Annotated in this window: 1 protein-coding gene; it reads right to left on the reverse strand. The window is 33.9% G+C overall.

Annotated features, from left to right (window positions below; translation table 11 throughout):
* Positions 1-269: 269 nt before the first annotated feature.
* Entirely contained in the window at positions 270-1,130 is an 861-nt protein-coding gene (locus tag U9P79_00525; GenBank protein MEA2103118.1) for a hypothetical protein, read from the reverse strand.
* Positions 1,131-1,246: the final 116 nt, after the last annotated feature.

Genomic DNA, 1,246 nt, shown 5'->3' on the forward strand with positions numbered 1-1,246 from the left:
TGGCTCAACCGGAACTGGTGTGGTCAGTTTTCATAATTTTTCAAATTATTCGCAATATTTTTCAGATTGAGCTGTGAAAAATAAAATTTTAGGTAGTATATTAATTTTGAATTGTATCTTGTTGGTTTTTGCTTTAAATGACGTATATTAGGCTGTATAATCTCTTAATGAATGGAGTAGCGGTCTTATTTTCTTAACTAGTAGGCGCGGGAAGCAAAGCAGGTTTATAATTGACACAGATTTTCATGCCAAATAAAAGCCTCCAAAATTTAGCTGGTTGACGATCCAGAAAAATTCAATTTCTTATTCATTAGGCGGGGATATTTTTGGTTAGAAAATTCTTGCATGGCAGTTAATATTGCCGGCAGTGTTCCTTTCTTTTTCAGAAATATTTTTACTTCATCTTCCGTAATATCAATTTCTCCGGCATTTCTTATAAATTCTTCATAAATTGTCTGATCACTGATATTTTCATATCGCTCCAGTTCCCTTGCGAGCAGTCTGCAAATATTATGAGCAGTTATGCTCATAGTCAGATCAAAATCAACCTTAATAACCATTGAGGATGAAACTCGATTAAGGTGAAAAAACTCTATCTGTTCAGAAATAGTTTTTTCAACAAGCCAGCGTCTTGTATATTTTCTGATAATTTTTTCTATGTCTTCATCAAAATCATTTGTAATAATAAGCGCTGGCTTTATTTTACCATGCCCCGTAATTGCTATTTGACGAATTTTTTTCCCGTAATCTTTAAGAAAAATTTTTTCGTCCAACACCTTGAGTGTTCTTTTTTTATTACCTGCGCAATCGACTCTAATTTTTCTCCAGTCTTTCTTCGGAATTTCATTGAGTCTCTGAACAATATTTTTCCCTCTTCTTCTGATAGTTAAAAATTTCACATTTTTATTATCATCAAGCTTTGCAAGATTTTGGTAGCAAGTAAACTTGCTGTCAAAAACAAGATATTTCAAACTATTATCATTTGGATTGCCGGATTTGTAAAAATCAAGAAACTCGAACACAATTGCATTCTCATTTTTATGCATAACATTAGTGTCACTATAATCTATTATTCCTGAATCAGGATTTTGAGCAAGTATAGCTGAAATGCTGGAAAGAGCCTTTGGCATTCATGATGGCCAACAACCTACGTTTGGCCCGGCGGGTATGATCCGTAAATATCAGTGCTGCTTGATTAATAAACCGTGTGTTTACACTGGTCAGTATTCGCGCTAAAACACGAACA

The sequence above is a fragment of the Candidatus Cloacimonadota bacterium genome (genome assembly GCA_034661015.1).
GTDB lineage: Bacteria > Cloacimonadota > Cloacimonadia > JGIOTU-2 > JGIOTU-2 > JAYEKN01.

Coding starts and splice junctions, on each gene's coding strand:
- U9P79_00525 (MEA2103118.1), bottom strand. CDS start 1,130: ATGCCAAAGGCTCTTTCCAGCATTTCAGCTATACTTGCTCAAAATCCT.